This is a genomic window from Pseudomonas sp. NFACC05-1, assembly GCF_900100135.1.
Classification (GTDB): domain Bacteria; phylum Pseudomonadota; class Gammaproteobacteria; order Pseudomonadales; family Pseudomonadaceae; genus Aquipseudomonas; species Aquipseudomonas fluorescens_Q.
Genome location: NZ_FMTR01000032.1, coordinates 32,955 through 53,923, shown reverse-complemented (window position 1 = coordinate 53,923; position 20,969 = coordinate 32,955). Strand labels below are relative to the sequence as shown.

Below are 20,969 nucleotides of genomic sequence, written 5' to 3'. Positions count from 1 at the left end.
AGCTGATTCGTTCAGTTGACGAGGTGTCGGCCCCTGGCTTTTGTGGCGAGGGAGCTTGCTCCCGCTGGGGCGCGAAGCGGCCCTGAAACCTGAGTCCCGGATCCTCCAGGTTCATGGAGGCGTCTGTTTTGGGCCTGCTGCGCAGTCCAGCGGGAGCAAGCTCCCTCGCCACAGGGTTCGGGGTCGCTTCGGCTGATTCGCCAACCTGCTGCCAAGTGTTTCAACCCAGTAAATTCCCGCCCCAAGCGCTCGTTTACCAGAACAGCCTCCCGTCCCTGCCCTGCCTGCGACGGACCCGATATCACCGGCCGGAACCCCGCATGAAACGTCCCCGCCCTACCCGACGCGCCTGGCTTCTCACTTTCGCCCTGCTTCCGGCCGTGGCCTTCGCCGCGTGGCAAGCGGTCGCGCCAAGCCGGGCGCCCCTGGTCACCGCGCCCGTCACCCGTGGCGATATCGAAAACAGCGTCACCGCCCTGGGCACCCTGCAACCGCGGCGTTATGTCGACGTCGGCGCCCAGGCGTCCGGGCAGATCCAGAAGATTCATGTGGAAGCCGGCGACGAAGTGCGCGAAGGCCAGCTCCTGGTCGAAATCGACCCCTCCACACAAAAAGCCAGGTTGGACGCCGGACGCTTCTCGATTGAAAACCTCAAGGCCCAGCTCCAGGAACAGCGCGCCCAGCACGACCTGGCGCAGCAGAAATTCCGCCGCCAGCAGCAACTCAAGGCCGGCGGCGCCACCCGCGAGGAAGACGTGCAGACCGCCCAGGCCGAAGTGCGGGCGACCCAGGCGCGCATCGACATGTTCCAGGCCCAGATCCGCCAGGCCCAGGCCAGCCTGCGCAGCGACGAGGCCGAGCTGGGCTACACGCGGATCTATGCGCCCATGAGCGGTACCGTGGTCGCCGTCGGCGCGCGGGAAGGCCAGACCCTCAACGCCCAGCAGCAAACCCCGCTGATCCTGCGCATCGCCCGGCTGTCGCCGATGACGGTCTGGGCCGAAGTTTCGGAAGCCGACATCGGCCACGTCAAACCGGGCATGACCGCCTATTTCACCACCCTGTCCGGTGGCACCCGTCGCTGGAGCAGCACCGTGCGCCAGATCCTCCCGGTGCCGCCACGCCCGCTGGAAGCCAGCCAGGGTGGCAGCCCGACCGGTGGTCGCAGTGGCAGCGAACGGGTGGTGCTCTACACCGTGCTGCTCGACGTGGACAACGCCGACCGCAGCCTGATGACCGACATGACCGCCCAAGTGTTTTTCGTCGCCGCCCAGGCCCAAAACGTGCTGACCGTGCCCACCGCTGCGTTACAGGACAACGCCGGCCAGGTGCGGGTGCTGGCCGACAACGGCGATGTCCAGTCGCGGACCGTTCGCACTGGCGTCAGCGATCGACTGCGCATCCAGATCGTCGACGGCCTGAGCGAGGGCGAACAGGTGCTGATCGGCCCAGCCACCGGCAGCGGAGGCTGAATGAACACGCCCCTGATCGAACTGCGGGATATTCGCAAGGCCTACGGCGGTGGCGACAGCCCCCGGGTGGAAGTGCTGCGCGGCATCGATTTGTCGATTCACGCTGGCGAGTTCCTGGCGATTGTCGGCGCGTCCGGCTCCGGCAAATCGACCCTGATGAACATCCTCGGTTGCCTCGACCGCCCCACCAGCGGCGAGTACCGTTTCGCCGGTGAAGACGTCGCCCACCTGGGCAGCGACGAATTGGCCTGGCTGCGGCGCGAGGCCTTCGGGTTCGTGTTCCAGGGCTATCACCTGATCCCGTCCGGCACCGCCCAGGAAAACGTCGAAATGCCGGCCATCTACGCCGGCACCTCCGCCGCCGAACGCCACGCCCGCGCCAGCGCCCTGCTCGAGCGCCTGGGCCTGGCCAGCCGCACCGGCAACCGTCCGCATCAGTTGTCCGGCGGCCAGCAGCAACGGGTGTCGATCGCCCGAGCCTTGATGAACGGCGGCCACATCATCCTCGCCGACGAACCCACCGGCGCCCTCGACAGCCAGAGCGGTATCGAGGTCATGGCCTTGCTCGACGAACTGGCGAGCCAGGGCCACGTGGTGATCCTGATCACCCACGACCGCGAAGTGGCGGCCCGGGCCAAGCGCATCATCGAGATCCGCGATGGGCTGATCATCAGTGACAACGCCCCCTCTTCGCCACACGAAGTGCACGCCAACCCCAAGGCCCTGCAAGCCGTGGACCTGCGCCAGCGCCTGAGTGCCGGCAGCGAACACAACGGCGCCTGGAAAGGCGAGCTGGTGGACGCGGTACAGGCGGCGTGGCGGGTGATGTGGATCAACCGCTTTCGCACCGCCCTGACCTTGCTCGGCATCGTCATCGGCGTGGCCTCGGTGGTGGTGATGCTGGCGGTGGGCGAAGGCAGCAAGCGCCAGGTCATGGCCCAGATGGGCGCCTTCGGCTCCAACATCATCTACCTCAACGGCACCGCACCCAGCCCGCGCGCGGCCAAGGGCATCATCAGCGAATACGACCTGGCCGCCCTTGCCGCCCTGCCCGAAGTGCAGCGGATCATGCCGGTCAACGGCGCCGACGCCAGCGTGCGTTTCGGCAACCTCGACCACACCAGCTACGTCGGCGGTAACGACACGAATTTCCCGATCATCTTCAATTGGCCGGTGGCCCAGGGCAGTTACTTCAGCGAGGCCGATGAGCGTAGCGCTGCCGCAGTGGCGGTGATCGGCTACCGGGTCCGGCAGAAACTGTTCAAGGACGTCGCCGACCCCGTCGGCCGCTACATCCTGATCGAGAACATGCCGTTCCAGGTGGTCGGCGTGCTAGCCGAAAAAGGCGCCAGCTCCGGGGATTCGGACGCCGACGACCGCGTCGCCGTGCCCTACTCCGCCGCCAGCGTGCGGCTGTTCGGCAGTCGTCATCCCGAGTACGTGGTGATCGCCGCCAAGGACGCGGGCAAGGTCAAGGAAGCCGAGCAAGCCGTCTCCCGAACGCTGTTGCGCCTGCATGACGGCAAGCAGGATTTCGAACTGACCAACAACGCCGCGATGATCCAGGCCGAAGCCCGCACCCAGGGCACGCTGTCGCTGATGCTCGGCGCCATCGCGGCGATTTCGCTGTTGGTGGGCGGCATCGGCGTGATGAACATCATGCTCATGACCGTGCGCGAACGCACCCGCGAGATCGGCATCCGCATGGCCACCGGCGCCCGGCAGCGCGATATCCTGCGCCAGTTCCTCACCGAAGCGGTGATGCTCTCGGTGGTCGGCGGGCTGGCGGGTATCGGCCTGGCCCTGCTGGTGGGCGGTGCATTGCTGCTGGGCAAGATCGCCGTGGCGTTCGAATGGCTGGCGGTGTTCGGCGCCTTTGGCTGCGCCCTGGTCACCGGCGTTGTCTTCGGTTTCATGCCCGCCCGCAAGGCCGCCCGCCTCGACCCGGTCGCGGCCCTCACCAGTGAATGAACCTCATCCCATGAAAGCGCCCCTGACCCTCCTGGCCGCCAGCCTGTTACTGGCGGCCTGCGCCAGCCCGTTGTCGCCACCAGACAGCGGTATCCAGCCACCACCGGCCTGGCAGAGCCTCGATACGCCCAGCGTTCGCGCCGATAACCAGCAATGGTGGACGCGCTTCGGCAGCCCACAGTTGAACCGGCTGATCGAACAGGCGCGCCTGGACAGCCACGACCTCGCCGCCGCCATGGCCCGGGTTCGCCAAGCCCAGGCCAGCGCGGTGATCGCCGGCGCGCCGTTGCTGCCGGCAGTCACAGCCGGGCTCAACGGCAATCGCCAGGAGTTGTTGCGCGGCAAAGGCTACAGCCAACTGGACGTCGACCGGGACAACCGCACCATCGACTACTACGACGCCAACCTCAGTGCCACCTATGAGCTGGACTTCTGGGGCGGCAAACGGGCGGCCCGGGACAGTGCGCTGAGCACGCTCTCGGCCAGTCAGTTCGACCGGGCGACCGTGGAGTTGACCTTGCTCAGCGCGGTCGCCAACAGCTACACCCAGGCGTTGTCCCTGCGCGAACAGCAGCGCATCGCCGAACTGAATCTCGCCAACGCCGAAAGTGTGCTCGAGCTGGTGCAGACCCGCTACGACGCCGGCAGCGCCACGGCCCTGGAACTGTCCCAGCAAAAAAGCCTGGTGGCGGCGCAGCAACGCCGCTTGCCCCAAGTGCAGCAACAGGCCAAGGAAGCGCTGATTACCCTGGCGGCGCTGCTGGGGCAACCGGTGCAGGCGGTCAGGCTCGACGATGAACAGTTCGAACACCTGCAGTGGCCTTCCATCGACGCCGGGGTACCCAGCGACCTGCTCCGCCGCCGCCCGGACATCGCCGCCGCCGAAGCGCGCCTCACCGCCGCCCAGGCCGACATCACGGTGGCCCGCGCCGCCATGCTGCCCTCGGTGACCCTGGGCCTGAGCCTGGGCACCGGCGCCGACATCGCCGACCAGTTGCTGCGCAACAACGTCTACAACCTCACCGCCGGTTTGGCCGCGCCGATCTTCAACAACGGCCGCCTGAGGGCCGAACGGGACAAGGCCACCGCCCGCCAAGAGGAACTGCTGGAACTCTACCGCGCCGCCATCATCAACGGCTTCGCCGACGTCGAAAAAGCCCTGAACAGCATCAACGGCCTGGACCAGCAACGGCAATGGCAAACCGAAGAACTGCACCAGGCCCAGACCGCCTTCGACATCGCCCAGCGCCGCTACCAGGCCGGCGCCGAAGACCTGCTCACCGTGCTGGAAACCCAACGCACCCTCTATACCGCCCAGGATACGAACGTCCAACTAAGGCTGGCGCGGGTACAGGCGAGTGTGGCGTTGTACAGGGCGTTGGGTGGGGGTTGGCGGGTGATGTAAGCCTCGAATACACATTCAAGCCAAGTGACATTTGTGGCGAGGGGATTTATCCCCGCTGGGCTGCGCAGCAGCCCCCAGAGCCGGCACCTCGGTGTGTCAGGTGTATTGGGGGTAGCTGATTTGGGGCTGCTTCGCAGCCCAGCGGGGATAAATCCCCTCGCCACAGATGAATCTCCTAGCCACAAATAGTATTCGGCTTTGGTTCTGTTTATCGGACCATGTAGGACTCCCGAGCGAGGCTACGTCGCCTTGCGTCGTTGCCTACAACTACGCCAGAATCCGCCGGCTTATGCGCCTGGCTCATGACTTTTACTGTTCCCAGGTCGCTGATTTCAGCGATCAGGTTTAATAGCCCGCGAGTTAGCTTGCCGCAAAGGAAGGCTACTTGCTGATCGACAACAACCTTGCCAAAGGAGTCACCAGGTTCTTCGTGATCGGAAGAAAGAACTGATTGTTCAGCGACAGTACGACGGCGAGCGCTCAACCTGACAGGTTGGTCGAGACCGCCGAAGCCAACGACTAGGAGCCCTATGGCTACGCCACGCACTTGAGCTTCTGCCAATGGCGTCTTCGGTTGAGAACCACGAAGCACTGCTGCCCTAGAACCGCTCGCCGATATCGCGTAGTTAAGCGCGTTATCCATCTTGATGGCTGGTTGGGCTTACGGTGATATTAAAGAACACGAGCGCAGCAACGATCATAGAATACGACGACATATTGATTAAAGAGGCCGTACTTGCCTGTTAGCAATATTCGCTTCGATAACGGCAATACATGGAAAGGGATCGACTTCGATACCATGAAATAATTGCGTGCACAGTGTTCATCAGTAATCCAGTAATCCGGCAAAAAAAACAAATCAATTCGATTACTAGCCGCAGGGTTGGAGCGAGGTCGGCAGATAGTCGGGCGGGTATTTGGGTAAGATACTCAAGTGGAGTAGGGGTGGCTGCGGGTCCGCAGAGCGGGTAATGAGCGTCGCTTTCAAAGCAATAATCTTAGATGCCGCAGGTGTTATCGCAGTGACGACTGGTTTCAGAATATGGGCGCAGCGAACGCGACTCAAGTTCTCGGAAAATCTTAGAGAGGCTTGAGCACGCGTTGCGAGCCAAGGTATATCAAGAGGGCCGGTGTTTGAATACCTTTGTACTCCCGCCCGCCGGGCTGAGCTGCCCCGTTTAAAGTTAGAGAACTGCTACTCGCCTAAGGGTTGCAACTGAATACTCTCCGCCAAAAGTATAATGGTTGCGCCGTAAACAGGCTCAAGTTCCATAAAACTCAACGTGCCATCACGAATGCGGCCTAATTTCTCTAATAACACGGGCCATTTCAAATCACTAGCACTAGGCTCGTGTCCTCTTATTAAAAAGAACAAGCGCCTCGCGGTTTGATCCTCTTCACCACCTCCGGCATCAAAATGTGATACGCAATCAATAATGTTCGAAAGTCGCATCTCGCTGACAACAAAGTCATCAACACCTTTGGCAATAATTTGTTTATGCTGTTCACCATTCCACCTACACGTCACGTCGATTCGAATCTCTTTCTTTGTTTGCTCCAAATGAATAGCATCAATTGTAGCCTCTGTTAACAGTTCCCAGCTTTCCATAGATTCTCCTTACTGCCTTGGCCAAGGTGAATAATCACGACCGGGGTGTTCTCTCTCCCCATTCGACCATTCGTGGACGTGCGGCTTTTGATAGCCTTGGTGGGGCTTGTCATAGTCCCTTAAGGGTTGACCATTAGAGTCATATTCGCGAGTTCGCTTTGCACCTATTTTGACTTCTCCCGGTGCGGCTTGATCCGGAACATCTTTCTTACGAGGTGACGACGAGGAGGATTTAGAGCCACTACTCTCGTCAGCCCCTTGATTCTTGTCTGAAGCGTCAGCCAAATCTCCTTTGCTACTTTCATTATTGTAGGTCGTGGAGGTTGGCACATCCGATATCTGGGTTGCCGATCCGGGTGAGCCTCCAAAGCTAAAAACATCGCCCGATTGTTCACCGCCACCGTTGAGCATTGCGTCCACTGTCAGCGCGCTCGCCAGAGCAAGCAGCGCGTTAAAGTCAGGAGCCCGCCCGGCTGGGCGGGCTCCTCATTTAGGCAGTATCAGTTGTTTATTTTTTCATCCAGCCAGACGTCATTCGTAGGAGCGTGGAATCGGTAGCCGAACGGTAGCGCTAAAAACCTCACCAAGTCTGGTCGATTTACCGACACATGCTGGGTATGAACCGTCTTCAGACTTTTTACATCCCCATCAAATCTGTCCGTGGTAAGCCACCAACCTGACATATGTTCAGGGGAGGGATAGCGTACTCCCTCAGTAGGATCGCCTTCCAGGATGCCATCTGAGATCACAATCATCTGGTCAAAGGTCGGTGCGGCGTAGTCCGCGCCTACCTTCTCACACACCGCATGCTGTTCGGCCCAGAGTCTCAGAGTGGTGCTGATTCCTGGTACATATACTCCAGTCACCGGCGACTGCTCAAAAAACAACAACTCTCGTTTGTCGTTCAGATGCATCTTCGTGACCCAACATCCATACTCCAAGGTTTCATCTGGAGCGACCCTATAACCCGCCTCAACATAGCGAACGACGAGGTCGATGAAGTCGATGGCACCTTCTTTCAGACCAGCGTCATCGACCATGACGCTGACCTCATAGTCAAACCGCTCCGCAAGTCCCTCGGTTTTCAATGTCAGACCCGAGCCTGCTTCGATACTGCTGATTTTCATTGATTACACTCGTAGCACCATGCACTTGCCCCCCCCTGGATACAACTGCAGCCCAGACAGTGCGGGTAAAGTCGCTGCTCACCCCCAGCCGGGTTCAGCCCATAGCCGGTTGATAATCAGGTATGTAGTTGCCGCTTTTAGTGCCTGGATCAGTTTTGCGCAAGTATGACAGGCGTGTTAATTTTTCATTCAATTCTCAAAAGTTTTATCATGTAGCTTTATCGCCTCTTCTAGAGAGGGCCGCCATTGGCAGCGAGATAAAGGACTCTCCTCCATAAAAAGCCCTATCGTATTTCTCAGGGCATTTAACTGATACTCATGCGCCAAAGGCAGACGGAAGAATTCAACGTTTTGAACGCAATACTCGCCACTATTTAAATCTTCAAAGCAAAAATAAATAGCAAGAGTATGTGAATCCATGGCTTTCCATACTTCATGAGATCTTAACATTTCTCCTCCATTAATCTGTTGGGCCCCACTTACCGCTAGCAACCGATCGATTAGTATCTGCACGGTTGTTTAAGCTGCGATACAGTATTCCCTCTACTATCAGCAATTACCACTTTATTCCTCTTGACGTTAATATTGCGTCCCGTACCGTTATCAACATAGTGACGCCCTCCTTCAACAATCCTATTAGATCAGTAATGGTGCTCGGCTCTGGCTCTGTTTATCCGGCCATGTAGGACTCCCGAGCGAGGCTACGCTGCCTTGCGCCATTGCCTACAACTGCGCCAGAATCCGCCGGCTTGTGCGCCTGGCTCGTGGCTTTTACTGTTTCCGGGTCGCTGATTTCAGCGATCGGGTTTGGTAGCCCGCGAGTTAACTAGGCGCAAGCGCCACCTCCTACAGATGCTTTCTCGGCGTCTGTTTCATGGTGGCCGTGCGCAGGGCGTCTTCGGGCGCGCCGGGTTCCTAGTGCTCCGGTCTACCAACCCGCGTACGGCCGCCACCCCATCGTTTGGTAGCGATAGTGTCGGCTCCTGAAACTAATACTAGGAGTTACACCATGTTCAAGATCACCCCCAATCCCCCCGCAGACGATTCGAAAAAACTCAACGAAGCCGCCGACCGCGCCCTCGCCTTTTACCTCGATCCCAAGCCTGAAAAACCCAATCCGCCACCGGGCCAGTTGTTCACTGTTGCGGAAGGCGCGGACATGGAATGTCTATTGGCCAACCTCAGCGAAACCCTGGCTTCGGTCAACGTCATGGCAAGCGAGCAGGCTTTTGAACTGGACGGCTCGCGGCGCCATTTTGCGCTGGGCATCCAGCAAATGATCGAGTTGGCAGAACTGCTGGCGAACCGCGCACTGGACATCGCCGCGCCGCGCTAAACGCACTCAAGCCAAGTGACACCTGTGGCGAGGGAGCTTGCTCCCGCTGGGCTGCGCAGCAGCCCCAATGACCGGCACCTCGGTGGGTCAGATATTTTTGAGGGGGCTGGTTTGGGGGCTGCTTCGCAGCCCAGCGGGAGCAAGCTCCCTCGCCACAACAGCGTTCGCTTCAGTTTTTTGGGCGGGCGGGGTTTACACCGGCTTGCTCTTGAGATTGCGCGCATACCACGGCCGTTGCGGCACGCGGCGGAACAGTTCGGTGAGCTTTTTGTCATCGCTGCCGAAGGTGATGCGCAGGGCCAGTTTCATGGTTTCCGGGTCCATCTCCACCGAGCGTCCGGCCTGCAGCCCAGGCGTGGTGTTGCAACCGTGGGTGTCCGGGCCCAGCCAGGGGTCGGCGATTTCGACCCAGCGGCCGGGGGCGAACCAAGGTACGCCGCTGACTTCGAGCCGGCTCACTTCCCCCGGGTGGAAACGTTCGTGGGCACGGAACCAGTCTTCGAGGCGGTCGTCGATCCAGCCGTGGAAGGCCCAGAACACCGGATTGACATGGGAAGAGAACGGATCACCGAGGAAGTCGTTTTCCGGGGCGTACCAGCGCGCGGCGAAGTCGTCCGGGTCACGAGCGAACGGCACCGGGTGGCCGTTGGACGGGTCACGCGGCACCGAGGCCCAACGCATGTGCAGCCAGTCGTGCAGGCCCAGTTCCACTTCCGAGCCAAACTGGCCCAGGGTCAGTTTCGACAGATAACGCGGGTCGCGGTAGCGCGATTCCCAGACCTGGAAATTGCTGTGGTAGGTCTCGGCGGTCTTGATGTCGCTCACCCACTGTGCATACTGATCATCGCCGTCGGCCAGCCAGGTCGGTGGCAAGGCGGTGCCGTCGAGGTTATCGAAATAGCGGGCGAAGCCAAGGCGATCACGCTCCAGCTCCGGTTGCGGCAAGGGGAAGCGTGGCCACGACGGCAGCGCCTGGAAAGAACGCGCCGTGCCCAGCATGTGCCGGTGCATGAAAAAGAAGTCGATGCCCGAGCCGTTGCGATCCTTGCGCGGGCCGCGGGCGTCGCGCTCCTGATCTCGTGGGCCGGGCTGCCAACCGATGCCGCGCAGGGCGTTACGCTTGTCTTCGTCCAGGGTGTGCCATTTGTCCCGCGAAGCGTGCCAGAGCTGGTGGAACAGCCGATGTTCTGGCGACACCAGCCAAGCCAACAGCGCCGGGCTCAGCGGCGTACGTTCGCGGGCTTCGGGGAATGGTTGCTTGCGGGCGATGAACTGATTGTCGAGTTCCAGCAGGCCCAGCGGACGATCCAACCGCAACACACGACCGCTGAGCGTCGCGGAGCCGGCATTGCCGAAGCCGGCCCAGACTTCGTCCAGGGTCATGGTGAATTCATAGTCCGGCGCGCCGCCCGGAGCCTGGGCGCCGATCAGTCGCCAGCTCAGTTGCTTGGGGTCGGTGCCGGCCAAATCGCCCAACACCCGATAACGCGGTTCGTCCCCGGCGCGTAGCCGCTCGGCGGTGTCGAGGTAACCCACCAGGCCACGGCCCTTGTGGCCGATATCGAGGAACACCTGGAGACCGTCCTGGGGCAAGCCATCGAGGCCAGCATCGCGGCCAGTGAAGCGGATTGTCCAGATGCCCCGCAACGTATCGGCCCGACGCAGGCCTGCCACATCCGCCACATCGAACGAGGCTTCGCCGGGGGTGATGGTGGGGTCTGGTCGGGTCAGTTCGCGATGCCCGTAATACACCGCAGGCACGGCGGCACCGGTCAGCGCCAGGCCTGCCATGAACCATCGTCGAGAAATCGTCATTGCCTTACCTGTGTCCAGCCCTGGAACGGGCTTTATCCAAGCTAGAACGATGGGTGGGCCAACAAATTTATAGAGGCCCTCGAAGCCGCCTAAATTTCCCCACCGATCACTCGTTCTCCCCAGATAGCAAAGGCCCCCGCGCCTGTCCTTCCAAGGCGAACCTGACTGAGATCGGCAATGACAACACGACGTTCGAAAAAGGCTCTTTTCATCGGCCTGCCATTGGCCCTGGCGCTGGCCGTCGGTGGCGGTCTGGCAGCCTGGGACCACTGGTGGCGGGACAATCCCGGCTACCCGGTCAAGGTGATGAAAGAAGCCCGGGAACTGCACGAACGCCTGCTGTCCTTTGACAGCCACATCACCGTGCCGCTGGATTTCGGCACTGCTGGTAACGAAGCCGACAAGGACGGCAACGGTCAGTTCGACCTGGTCAAAGCCAACCGCGGGCAGCTGTCCGGCGCGGCCCTGACGGTGTTCGGCTGGCCCGAGCTGTGGAACGGCGACAATGCGCCGCACAAGCCTACTGCCGGTTTCGTCGAGGAAGCGCGCAACCAACAGGAAGTGCGCTACAAGATCATCACCGGCCTGGTCCGGGACTTTCCCAACCAGGTCGCCATTGCCTACACCCCGGATGATTTCCGCCGCCTGCACGGCGAAGGCAAGTTCGCGATTTTCATCAGCATGCTCAACGCCTACCCCCTCGGCCACGACCTGAGCCTGCTGGACCTATGGACGGCGCGGGGCATGCGCATGTTCGGCTTCAGCTACATCGGCAATAACGACTGGGCCGACTCCTCGCGTCCGCTGCCGTTCTTCAACGATTCCCCCGACGCCCTCGGCGGCCTGTCGGACATCGGCAAGCAAGCGGTGACACGCCTGAACGACCTCGGCGTGATCATCGACGTGTCGCAAATGTCGACCTCGGCCCTGGAGCAAGTCGCGCAGCTGAGCCGCACGCCGCTGGTGGCTTCCCATTCGGCGCCACGGGCGATGGTGGACATCCCGCGCAACCTCAGCGACAAGGAAATGCAACTGATCAAGGCCAGCGGCGGCGTGGTGCAGATCGTCGGCTTCTCCCAATACCTGCGCCCCCTGACACAAAAAACCCAGGACAAACTCAACGCCTTGCGCGAGCGTTTTGGTCTGCAACCGCTGCCCAACCTGGCGATGGCACTGATGCCCGGCGACCCCATCATCGCCGCCTGGCCCGAGCAGAAGTTCGGCCAGTACGCCAGCCAGCTCTACGCCATTCTGGAAGAAGAACCCAAGGCCAGCCTCAAGGACCTGGGGGACGCCATCGACTACACCGTGCGCAAGATCGGCATCGACCACGTCGGCATCAGCTCCGACTTCAATGAAGGCGGCGGCGTCAAAGGCTGGGAAAACGTCGGCGACATTCGCAACGTCACCGCCGAACTGCTGACCCGCGGCTACTCCGAAGCCGACATCGCCAAACTGTGGGGCGGCAATTTCCTGCGGGTCTGGGATCAGGTCCAGAAAGCCGCACGCCCCGCCATCGCCTCGACCCAGAAGACCGTCCAGCCATGAATGAACGTCGCACCTTCCTGAAGCAGGCCGGGATCCTCGCCGCCGGCCTGCCCCTGGCCACCAGCCTGTCCGCCACGGCCAGTGCCGATCCTCTGCCGCCGCTGCCCAAGAATAAATGGGCACAACTGCGCTCGCTGTTCGACCAGGACCCGGACTACCTGCACTTCTCCAATTTCCTGGTCACCACTCACCCGCGCCCGGTGCGCGAGGCCATCGAAAAGCACCGCGCGGCCCTGGATAAAAACCCGGGGCTGTTGATGGACTGGGACCTGGGCGTCACCGAAGAGCGTGAGGAAAACGTGCGCATCTGGGCCGGCCGTTACCTGCAAGCAAGCTCGAAGCAAATCGCCCTCACCGGCAGCACCACCGAGGGCCTGGCGATGATCTACGGCGGCGTCCATGTGGCGGCCGACCAGGAAATCCTCACCACCGCCCACGAACACTACGCCACCCACACCATTCTCGACCTGCGCACCCAACGCAGCGGCACCCGGGTGCGCAAGATCAAGCTGTTCGACAACGCCCACGACGCCAGTCACGAACAAATCCTCATAGCCATCGACCGCAACATCCGCCCGGAGACGCGGGTGCTGGGCATGACCTGGGTGCATTCGGGCAGCGGCGTGAAGCTGCCGATCGACAAGATCGGCGCCCTGGTGGACAAGCACAACCAGGGCCGCAGCGAGGCGCAGCGCATCGTGTACGTGGTGGACGGCGTCCACGGTTTTGGCGTCGAGGACCTGAGCTTCCCGGCGATGAACTGCGACTTCTTCATCGCCGGCACCCACAAGTGGATGTTCGGCCCACGGGGCACGGGGCTGGTGTGCAGCCGCAGCGAAGAGCTCAAGTACGTCACGCCGATCATCCCGACCTTCTCCGAAGCCACGGCGTTTTCCACCACCATGACGCCGGGCGGCTACCACGCCTTCGAGCATCGCTGGGCGGCGGACGAAGCCTTCAAGCTGCACCTGCAACTGGGCAAGGCCGAGGTGCAGGCGCGCATTCACGCCCTCAACAGCTACCTGAAAAAACAGCTGGTGGCATTGCCGCAGATCGAGCTGGTCACGCCCCTGAGCCCGGACCTGTCCGCCGGTTTCACCTTCTTCCGGGTCAAAGGCCGCGACAGCGACGAGGTGGCCGCCTACCTGATGAAGAACCGCGTGATCGCCGACGCCGTGCATCGCGACGCAGGACCGGTAATCCGCACCGCGCCGGGGTTGCTCAACAGCGAAGCCGAGATCGATCGCTTCATGGGCTTGTTGGACAAGACACTCTGAACCTGACTTATCGAGAGAGACGGATGAACAGTTTTTCGTTGAAGCTACTCCCGGCATTGACCCTCGCCGCCCTGCTGCCCTCCGGCGCCCAGGCCTCGCAACCGGGTCAGGTCTTTCGCGACTGCAAGGACTGCCCGGAAATGGTCGTGCTGCCCACCGGCACCTTCCAGATGGGTACCCCGGAAGATGAAGTGGGCCGCGAACCCGACGAAGGTCCGATGCACCCGGTGACGTTTGCCAAGCCCCTGGCGATCAGCCGCTTCCAGGTGCTCAAGGGCGAATGGTTCGCCTACCTGCGCGACACCGGCTACACGATGCCCGACGGCGACAAGCGTCCCGGTCGCGCCTGCAAGGCCGGCATCCCGGATTACCAGGGCAGCGACCCACGCAAGCAATACACCGACCGACACCCGGCGGTGTGCATGGACTTCGCCGAGGCCAATGCTTACGTGGCCTGGCTGTCGAAAAAAACCGGCAAACAGTACCGGCTGGTCAGCGAATCCCTGCGCGAGTACGCGGCACGCGGCGGCAGCACCGGCCCGTTCCCCTTTCCGTTCGATGCAGGCAAGGAATACAGCATCGCCCAACACGCCAACACCTACGGTGCGGCCGATGGCTACAACTTCACCGCACCGGCCGGCAGCTACGCGCCCAATGCCTTCGGCGTGTACGACATGCACGGCAACGTCTACGAGTGGACGGCCGATTGCTATAACGACAGCTACGTCGGCGCACCGAGCGATGGCAGCGCCTGGCTGACCGGCAAGTGCGAGTTCAAGCGCATCCGTGGCAACGACTGGGGCGAAGCGCCGGTGTTCTCCCGCTCGGGCAACCGCAACGCGCTGGTGCCCAGCGATCGGGGGGACTGGATTGGTTTTCGGGTGGCGCGGGATATGTAATCAACTGCCCGCCTGAAGACCCGCTTTTGTGGCGAGGGAGCTTGCTCCCGCTGGGCTGCGTAGCGGCCCCAGATTTTGCGGTCGCTGCGCGACCGAGCGGGAGCAAGCTCCCTCGCCACAATAATGTGTGTCAGACGATTCCTCGTTAAATCCCCTGCCACAAAAGTGCGAGTTCAAGCGTATCCGTGGCAATGACTGGGGCGAAGCCCCGGTGTTCTCCCGCTCCGGCAACCGCAACGCATTGGTGCCCAGCGATCGGGGGGACTGGATTGGTTTTCGGGTGGCGCGGGATTTGTAATCAACTGCCCGCCTGAAGATCCGCTTTTGTGGCGAGGGAGCTTGCTCCCGCTGGGCTGCGCAGCAGTCCTGAAACCGGCTGCCGCTATTTGTCTGGCTCACCGCGTGAGGGCTTTTGGGGCTGCTGCGCAGCCCAGCGGGAGCAAGCTCCCTCGCCACAATAATGTGTGTCAGGCGATTCCTCGTTAAATCCCCTCCCCTACCAATCGTTCTACAGGTGGGCGCGCCCCAACCGGCGTGCCGCCGTCCTCCAGCCCATGCGGTGAATGCCCGCGCTGGCCTTCGCCCTTTCATCAAGCAGGGAAACCTCCATGAGCCAACCAACCCGCGGGGTGATCAATGAAATGTTCACCCTGCTCAAACCCTTCCGGCTGATTGTCGTAGGTTCCATTCTCTTGGGCATGCTGGGCGGCCTGAGCATCACCGCCCTGCTGGCGACCATCAACGACGCCCTGAACGCCGCCACAACGCCCACGCCCCGGCTGCTGGCGACGTTCGCCGGGCTTTGCGCGGCGGCGCTGCTGGCCTCGATTCTGTCGGACATCGGCACCAACCATGTCGGCCAGAACATCATCGCCGAGCTGCGTAAGTCCCTGGGCAAGAAAGTCCTGCTGGCGCCCATCGAACAGATCGAACGCTATCGCAGCCATCGGCTCATTCCGGTCTTGACCCACGACGTCAACACCGTCAGCGACTTCGCGTTTTCCTTCGCGCCGCTGGCCATCGCCTTCACGGTCACCCTCGGTTGCCTGGGTTACCTGGCCTACTTGTCACTGCCGATGTTTTTGCTGCTGCTGGTGGCGCTGGTAATCGGCACGGTCGTGCAATACCTGGCGCGTGCCCGTGGCATCCGCGGTTTCGAAGCGGCCCGTGAGGCCGAGGATGCGCTGCAGAAACACTACGGCGCCATCGCCGCCGGGGCCAAGGAACTGCGCATTCATCGCCCGCGCCGCCAGCGCATGTTCAGCCAGCGCATCGAAGCGACCGCCGACTACATCTGCGCGACCAACATCCGCTCGGTCAACACGTTCGTGGTGGCCAAGACCTTCGGCTCGATGCTGTTTTTTGTGGTCATTGGCCTGGTCCTGGCCCTGCAATCACTGTGGCTGGGCATCGATAAAACCGTGCTCAGCGGCTTCGTGCTGGTGCTGTTGTACATGAAGGGCCCGCTGGAATACCTGGTGATGACCTTGCCGGTGATCAGCCGGGCGAACATCGCCTTCAAGCGCATTGCCGAACTGGCCGAGCAATTCTCCTCACCCGAGCCGCACCTGCTGCTCAACGACAAGCACCTGCGCAAGCCCACGATCCAACAGCTGGAACTGCGTGATGTGCACTACGCCTTCCCGGTGGTCGAAGGCAGCCAACCCTTCGCCCTGGGACCGGTCAACCTGTCCATCGCCCAAGGTGACATCGTGTTCATCGTCGGCGAAAACGGTGGAGGCAAGACCACGCTGATCAAGCTGCTGCTGGGCCTCTATTTCCCCCAGGGCGGCGAAATTCTTCTCGACGGCGCGCCGGTAGGCGCCGCTCAACGGGACGATTATCGCCAGTTGTTCACCACGATTTTTGCCGATTACTACCTGTTCGATGAGCTGGTCCAGGGCGATCAACAGGTGCCCAAGGACGCCAACCGCTACCTGGAGCGCCTGGAAATCGCCCACAAGGTCAGTATCCGCGACGGTGCCTTCAGCACCACCGATCTGTCCACCGGCCAGCGCAAACGCCTGGCGTTGCTCAATGCCTGGCTCGAGGAGCGTCCCGTGCTGGTGTTCGACGAATGGGCCGCCGACCAGGATCCGCTGTTCCGGCGGGTGTTCTATACCGAACTGCTGCCGGAACTGAAGGCGCTGGGCAAAACCATCATCGTCATTTCCCACGACGACCGCTATTTCGACATCGCCGATCAACTGGTCCGGATGCAGGCCGGTCAGGTGGTCAGTGAAAAAGCTCCGGCGGCGTTTGCCTGAACCCGCCCGACGCAATGCTGTTTACCGCGAGAACACCATGAACGAACTGCTAGATGATGATCTGCTGACGCTGCTGCTCGATGACCTGGCGGGCGACACGCACGCCAGCTCCAGCCGCCGCCGACTGGACCGCGCCCCCCTGTCTTTCGCCCAGCAACGCTTGTGGTTGGAGCACCAGCGTGACCCGGCCCGTTCGGCCTACAACCTGCCACGGGCCCTGCGCCTGAGCGGTGAGCTCGATGCCGACGCCCTGGAGCAGGCCCTGAATCGCGTCATCGACCGACACGACATCCTGCGTACCGCGTTCAATGACATCGACGGCGCGCCGGTCCAGGTGGTCGAGCGTGACGCCTGCCTCGTCCTGCACCGGGAAGACCTCGGCGCCCTCGCCCCCCAGGCGCGTGCCACGGCGCTCTCACAGCGCATCGAGCTGCACGCCCGGCAACCGTTCGATCTCAGCCGCGCGCCGCTGATGCGGGCCACGCTCCTGAGGCTGGACAGCGACGAACATGTGCTGTTGCTCAACATGCATCACATCGTCTCCGATGCCTGGTCCAACACGATCCTCATGCAGGACATGACCCAGGCCTATGCCCGGGCCTTGCTCGGCGATCCATCGCCGCTGCCACAGTTGCCCATGCAATACGCCGACTACGCCACCCGCCAGCGAGGCGAGTATTTACAAAGCACGGCCTGCCAACGCAGTGGCGAATACTGGAGTCGCTACTTGGGGCAGGACCTGCCCACGTTGGAGCTGCCCCAGGATTTCCCCCGCGCCACGGGCCAGCAACATATGGCCGGACGCGTACATCTGTCACTTGCCCCCGCAATGGCCCGGGCCCTGGACACGTTCTGCCAACGCCAGGGGCTGACGCCTTTCGTGGTGGCGCTGGGGGCCTGGCAAATGTTGCTGGGCCGGTACAGCAACCAGGACGATTTCACCGTCGGCGTCCCCAACGCCAACCGCAACAGCCATGAAAGCCAAGACCTGGTAGGTTTTTTCGTCAGCAGCCAGGTGTATCGCACGCGAATCGACTCGAGCCGCAGCGGGCTGGATTTTCTGCGGGATCTGCGCGGGCAGTCCCTCGCCGCCCTTGAACATGCCGACTACCCGCTGGAGCTGATCCTCGATCAACTGCAACACCCCGGCGCACAGGGCTTGTTCCAGGTCTTGTTCAACTGGCGCACCGGCTCACCGGCCCTGCCGATCTCACCCAAAGGCGAACTGGCCCTGGAATTTCTCGACACAGGCGACAGCCAGGCCAAGTTCGACCTGTCGCTGGATGTCGACTATTCACAACAGCAGATAGTGGCGACCTTCGAATACAGCCGTGATCTCTATCGCACTGACACCATCGAGCGCATGGCCGAGCACTGGCAGAACCTGTTGCAAGGCCTGATCGAAACACCTGAACGCGCCCTCGGCGAGCTGCCATTGCTCAGTGCTGATGAACGCCAGCTAACCCTGCACGACTGGAACAGCCAGCCGACCCAACTGCCCCGCGGGCGTTGCCTGCACCAGGTGATCGAAAGCCATGCCGCCGCCACGGGTGACGCCATCGCCCTGACCTTTGAAGGGCAGCACATGAGTTATGCCGAGCTCAACCGACAAGCCAACTCATTGGCCCATCGGCTGATCGAGCAAGGCGTCCGGCCCGACGTACTGGTCGGCATCGCCGTCGAGCGCACACCGCAGATGATCATCGGCCTGCTGGCAATCCTCAAGGCCGGCGGTGCCTACGTGCCACTGGACCCGGCCTACCCGGCTGACCGCCTGGCGTACATGATCGAGGACAGCGGCGTCACCCAGATCCTGACCCAGGCCCATCTGCGTGAATCGCTGGCGTTGCCCGCCACCATAAACTGCCTGTTGCTGGATTCGGGCGACGCCGATAGCGCCTATCCCGAACACAATCCGGATGTGCCGATACACCCGGATAACCTGGCGTACGTGATCTACACCTCAGGCTCGACCGGCAAGCCCAAGGGCGCACTGCTCGCGCATCACAACGTCAGCCGACTGTTCCAGGCCACGGAGCACTGGTTCAGCTTCGATCACCAGGACGTCTGGTGCCTGTTTCATTCCTATGCCTTCGACTTTTCCGTGTGGGAGATTTTCGGCGCGTTGCTGCACGGCGGCCGACTGCTCATCGTGCCCCACGCCGTGAGCCGTTCGCCGCAGGAGTTCTACGCCCTGCTTTGCCAGGAAAGCGTTACGGTGCTCAACCAGACACCTTCGGCGTTCAAGTCGTTGTTGCAGGTCGCCTGCGACGCTCACCAGCCGCTTGGTCATCGGTTGCGGCAGGTGATTTTTGGCGGCGAAGCGATTGACGTGCAGAGCCTGCGCCCCTGGTTCGAACGTTTCGGCGACCAATCGCCGCAATTGATCAATATGTATGGCATCACGGAAACCACGGTCCATGTCACCTGGCGACCGCTGTCGATCGACGACTTGCACAGCGAGACCACGAGCCCGATCGGCCAGCCCATCGTCGACCTGTCCTGGTACTTGCTCGACGCGCACCTGAACCCGGTTCCCAAGGGGTGCATCGGTGAGCTGTATGTCGGCCGGGCCGGCCTGGCTCGTGGCTACCACCAGCGCGCCGACCTGACCGCCAGCCGGTTTATCCCCGATCCGTTCGATCCGCTGCCGGGTGGCCGCCTGTATCGCACCGGCGACCTGGCGCGCTACCGCACCGACGGCAGCATCGAGTACATCGGGCGCCTGGATCATCAGGTCAAGATCCGCGGATTCCGCATTGAATTGGGCGAAATCCAGGCACGTTTGCAAACGCTGCCGGCGGTCCAGGATTGTGTGGTGCTGACCCATGACGGCCCGACCGGCCTGCAACTGGTCGCCTACGTGATTGCCACGCAACCGCCCAGCGCCGAGTTACGCGAAGGTTTGTTGAGCGCGCTCAAAGCGCAGCTGCCGGACTACATGGTGCCCAGCCACCTGCTGTTCATCGACCGGTTCCCTCTCAACGCCAACGGCAAACTCGACCGCAAGGCCTTGCCGGAGCCTGACGCCAGCCTCCGGCATTCGAACTACGTAGCGCCCCGCACTCAGTTGGAAGAGGCCCTGGCGCAGCTCTGGCAACAGTCCCTCAAGGTTGAGCGCGTGGGTGTCAACGACAGCTTCTTTGAACTGGGCGGGCATTCGATCCTGGCCATCGAGCTGATCGCCAACCTCAAGGCCCGCCTGAATATCACGGTGCGGCTGCAAGAGCTGCTGGCCCACCCGAGCATCGCCGAGTTGGCCCTGTTCATTTCGCAAAAACATCGGGAGCAGACCCCATGCCTTGTGGAATTGAACAACGCCCCCGCCAGCGCACCGCAGTTATTTTGCCTGCATCCCAGTGGGGGCATCGTCTTCTGCTATCAGCCACTGGCGCGCAAACTCCAACACCGGGCGCGCACCTTTGGCGTCATGCACCGTGGCTTCAGCGAACCCCATGCGAGCCCTGAAGCCTGGCGCGAGATGATCGCCGATTACAGCCAGGAAATCGTCAACGCCCAGCCCCAGGGCCCGTATTACCTGATGGGCTGGTCCTTGGGCGGGACCATCGCCCTGGACATCGCGGCGACGCTGGAAAGCCAGGGCCATACGGTGAGTTTCCTTGGCCTGGTGGACAGCACGATTCCGGAACACCTGTACCCGGCAACCCTATCGCGTCATCGGCATTTGCCAGGCGATGAACAAGCCGACCCGGCCTCCCAGGATCTGCTTGGGGCCATCGAATACTTCGATCTGCTGTTTCCAACCCTCACCGAGCGCACGGCGGCTTACCGGCAACAGAACCCCGACAGCACGGTCCAGGCATTCCACGAATGGGCCGCCAGTCAGATCGAGCCGGGGCGAGGCGACTTGTTGTCAATCGTGCAGAGCGTCAAGGATGAAGTCATGAACGCCCAGGCGTTCTCGGTGCATGATCGGTTGCTGGAAGCGTTTGACGCATTCACCTTCAAACCGGTACGGGTACGCCCGAGCTGCTGGTGGACCCAGGCGGAAAAAACGCCGGAAGAACTGGCCTTCTGCGAGAGTTTGATCAAGGGTTATAGCCTAACTGGGGAGCTGCATTGCTCGGTGTATTCCCCGCTGCGCCATCGCAGCATGATCTTTGATGAGACGTTGCTCGATTCGCTGATCGAGGCTTTTCTGAGCAGCACGACACACGATAAGTAGGGTCAAGCGCGATCATTGTGGCGAGGGAGCTTGCTCCCGCTTGAGTGCGAAGCGCTC

At 61.8% G+C, this 20,969-nt stretch carries 13 protein-coding genes and 2 pseudogenes; 11 read left to right on the top strand and 4 right to left on the bottom strand.

Translation table 11 applies throughout. The features are described from left to right. Positions 1 to 320: 320 nt before the first annotated feature. From BLO97_RS27830 to BLO97_RS32065, 4 genes and pseudogenes are all read left to right on the top strand, one after another. Positions 321 to 1,472: an efflux RND transporter periplasmic adaptor subunit gene (locus BLO97_RS27830; RefSeq protein ID WP_092349232.1), complete on the top strand. Its 1,152-nt coding sequence runs from the start codon at positions 321 to 323 to the stop codon at positions 1,470 to 1,472. Further along, a complete protein-coding gene (locus BLO97_RS27825; protein WP_092349230.1) occupies positions 1,473 to 3,443 on the top strand; it encodes a MacB family efflux pump subunit in 1,971 nt (656 codons plus the stop codon). A gap of 10 nt (positions 3,444 to 3,453) precedes the next feature. Beyond that, on the top strand, positions 3,454 to 4,848 hold the full coding sequence (locus BLO97_RS27820) for an efflux transporter outer membrane subunit (RefSeq protein WP_092349227.1): 1,395 nt from the start codon (positions 3,454 to 3,456) through the stop codon (positions 4,846 to 4,848). A gap of 373 nt (positions 4,849 to 5,221) precedes the next feature. Next, positions 5,222 to 5,451, top strand: a pseudogene (locus tag BLO97_RS32065) (IS66 family transposase); the annotation flags it as partial. 592 nt (positions 5,452 to 6,043) lie between these two features. Here the strand turns inward: BLO97_RS32065 and BLO97_RS27815 are convergent. The 3 genes from BLO97_RS27815 to BLO97_RS31420 form a co-directional block, all read right to left on the bottom strand. Then, positions 6,044 to 6,457, bottom strand: coding sequence for a hypothetical protein (locus tag BLO97_RS27815; protein ID WP_092349223.1), 414 nt, complete (start codon positions 6,455 to 6,457; stop codon positions 6,044 to 6,046). 500 nt (positions 6,458 to 6,957) lie between these two features. Further along, positions 6,958 to 7,584, bottom strand: coding sequence for an immunity protein Imm33 domain-containing protein (locus BLO97_RS27810; protein ID WP_092349220.1), 627 nt, complete (start codon positions 7,582 to 7,584; stop codon positions 6,958 to 6,960). Between the two features lie 189 nt (positions 7,585 to 7,773). Next, on the bottom strand, positions 7,774 to 8,034 hold the full coding sequence (locus BLO97_RS31420; protein WP_139197736.1) for a hypothetical protein: 261 nt from the start codon (positions 8,032 to 8,034) through the stop codon (positions 7,774 to 7,776). A 559-nt stretch (positions 8,035 to 8,593) separates the two neighbouring features. On the opposite strand from BLO97_RS31420, the gene BLO97_RS27805 reads away from it, so the two are divergent. After that, positions 8,594 to 8,920, top strand: coding sequence for a DUF6124 family protein (locus BLO97_RS27805; RefSeq protein ID WP_092152579.1), 327 nt, complete (start codon positions 8,594 to 8,596; stop codon positions 8,918 to 8,920). A 192-nt stretch (positions 8,921 to 9,112) separates the two neighbouring features. On the opposite strand, the gene BLO97_RS27800 is transcribed toward BLO97_RS27805, so the two are convergent. Next, on the bottom strand, positions 9,113 to 10,735 hold the full coding sequence (locus tag BLO97_RS27800; RefSeq protein WP_175489868.1) for a pyoverdine maturation tyrosinase PvdP: 1,623 nt from the start codon (positions 10,733 to 10,735) through the stop codon (positions 9,113 to 9,115). A 177-nt stretch (positions 10,736 to 10,912) separates the two neighbouring features. Here BLO97_RS27800 and pvdM point away from each other — a divergent pair, with 177 nt between their 5' ends. The 6 genes and pseudogenes from pvdM to BLO97_RS27775 all read left to right on the top strand — a co-directional run bounded on the left by pvdM (position 10,913) and on the right by BLO97_RS27775 (position 20,912). Then, positions 10,913 to 12,283: a pyoverdine-tailoring dipeptidase-like protein PvdM gene (gene pvdM, locus BLO97_RS27795; RefSeq protein ID WP_092349214.1), complete on the top strand. Its 1,371-nt coding sequence runs from the start codon at positions 10,913 to 10,915 to the stop codon at positions 12,281 to 12,283. Beyond that, positions 12,280 to 13,560: a pyoverdine-tailoring periplasmic protein PvdN gene (locus tag BLO97_RS27790; RefSeq protein WP_092349211.1), complete on the top strand. Its 1,281-nt coding sequence runs from the start codon at positions 12,280 to 12,282 to the stop codon at positions 13,558 to 13,560. The genes pvdM and BLO97_RS27790 overlap by 4 nt, the downstream gene beginning before the upstream one ends. A gap of 23 nt (positions 13,561 to 13,583) precedes the next feature. Further along, a complete protein-coding gene (locus BLO97_RS27785) occupies positions 13,584 to 14,459 on the top strand; it encodes a dihydropyoverdine dehydrogenase (protein WP_092349208.1) in 876 nt (291 codons plus the stop codon). Positions 14,460 to 14,619: 160 nt separating this feature from the next. Continuing rightward, positions 14,620 to 14,757, top strand: a pseudogene (locus BLO97_RS31415) (formylglycine-generating enzyme family protein); the annotation flags it as partial. 310 nt (positions 14,758 to 15,067) lie between these two features. Beyond that, positions 15,068 to 16,726 (top strand): cyclic peptide export ABC transporter, encoded by a 1,659-nt coding sequence (locus tag BLO97_RS27780; protein WP_092349205.1) that lies wholly within the window; start codon positions 15,068 to 15,070, stop codon positions 16,724 to 16,726. 37 nt (positions 16,727 to 16,763) lie between these two features. Beyond that, the gene (locus tag BLO97_RS27775) at positions 16,764 to 20,912 is read left to right on the top strand and encodes a non-ribosomal peptide synthetase (RefSeq protein ID WP_092349202.1); all 4,149 of its coding nucleotides are present in this window, start codon (positions 16,764 to 16,766) and stop codon (positions 20,910 to 20,912) included. Positions 20,913 to 20,969: the final 57 nt, after the last annotated feature.

Excerpts from the sequence above, each read along its gene's own strand:
- pvdM (WP_092349214.1), top strand. The coding sequence starts at position 10,913 with ATGACAACACGACGTTCGAAAAAGGCTCTTTTCATCGGCCTGCCATTG.
- BLO97_RS27820 (WP_092349227.1), top strand. The coding sequence starts at position 3,454 with ATGAAAGCGCCCCTGACCCTCCTGGCCGCCAGCCTGTTACTGGCGGCC.
- BLO97_RS31420 (WP_139197736.1), bottom strand. The coding sequence starts at position 8,034 with ATGTTAAGATCTCATGAAGTATGGAAAGCCATGGATTCACATACTCTT.
- BLO97_RS27830 (WP_092349232.1), top strand. The coding sequence starts at position 321 with ATGAAACGTCCCCGCCCTACCCGACGCGCCTGGCTTCTCACTTTCGCC.
- BLO97_RS27805 (WP_092152579.1), top strand. The coding sequence starts at position 8,594 with ATGTTCAAGATCACCCCCAATCCCCCCGCAGACGATTCGAAAAAACTC.
- BLO97_RS27780 (WP_092349205.1), top strand. The coding sequence starts at position 15,068 with ATGAGCCAACCAACCCGCGGGGTGATCAATGAAATGTTCACCCTGCTC.
- BLO97_RS27785 (WP_092349208.1), top strand. The coding sequence starts at position 13,584 with ATGAACAGTTTTTCGTTGAAGCTACTCCCGGCATTGACCCTCGCCGCC.
- BLO97_RS27800 (WP_175489868.1), bottom strand. The coding sequence starts at position 10,735 with ATGACGATTTCTCGACGATGGTTCATGGCAGGCCTGGCGCTGACCGGT.
- BLO97_RS27775 (WP_092349202.1), top strand. The coding sequence starts at position 16,764 with ATGAACGAACTGCTAGATGATGATCTGCTGACGCTGCTGCTCGATGAC.
- BLO97_RS27810 (WP_092349220.1), bottom strand. The coding sequence starts at position 7,584 with ATGAAAATCAGCAGTATCGAAGCAGGCTCGGGTCTGACATTGAAAACC.
- BLO97_RS27790 (WP_092349211.1), top strand. The coding sequence starts at position 12,280 with ATGAATGAACGTCGCACCTTCCTGAAGCAGGCCGGGATCCTCGCCGCC.
- BLO97_RS27825 (WP_092349230.1), top strand. The coding sequence starts at position 1,473 with ATGAACACGCCCCTGATCGAACTGCGGGATATTCGCAAGGCCTACGGC.
- BLO97_RS27815 (WP_092349223.1), bottom strand. The coding sequence starts at position 6,457 with ATGGAAAGCTGGGAACTGTTAACAGAGGCTACAATTGATGCTATTCAT.